Genomic DNA, 563 nt, shown 5'->3' on the forward strand with positions numbered 1-563 from the left:
GCGAAGACACCGCCATGACCGAACAGATCAAGAGCACCATCCGATCTGACAACGGCACTGTAACCATCACCGCCGAAAACGACGTAAAGCTCTCGGCCAGCGAGATCCTTGCCAAAGAAGATATTGATATCACCGGTCAGAACGTCGCCATCGAAGCCGCCGCCAACACCACCGACAGCCACAGCACCTATCAATTCAAACAAACCGGCCTCACCGTCACTGCCGGCAACAGTCTGGTCAGCACCGTCACCCAGGCTGTGAACTCCCTGGAGCGGGCTGGCGAGGTGGACGATGACCGGCTGGCGGTTTTGCACGGCTGGAAAGCCATCGAAACCGGAGACAAAGCCTGGCAGAAAGCCCATGGCACCGACGCCAAGGAAAAGGGAGACCCGAAAAAAGACAACCCGGCTCAAATCAACGTCAGCGTCAGCATCGGCAGCAGCAAACAAGAATCCGAAACCACCACCCATATCAGCACCGCTGTGGGCAGCAGCCTGCAGTCGGAAGGAAAGGTTAACATCAAAGCCAAAGGCAGCGGAGAAAAAGACTCTGCCGGCAAAGCC

1 protein-coding gene is annotated in these 563 nt (G+C 57.0%); it reads left to right on the forward strand.

Annotated elements, in window-relative coordinates; translation table 11 throughout:
* Positions 1-563 (forward strand): hemagglutinin repeat-containing protein (locus ALO_RS07890; RefSeq protein WP_004094554.1); only part of this gene is annotated, 563 nt, incomplete at both ends.

Source organism: Acetonema longum DSM 6540, assembly GCF_000219125.1.
GTDB lineage: Bacteria > Bacillota > Negativicutes > Sporomusales > Acetonemataceae > Acetonema > Acetonema longum.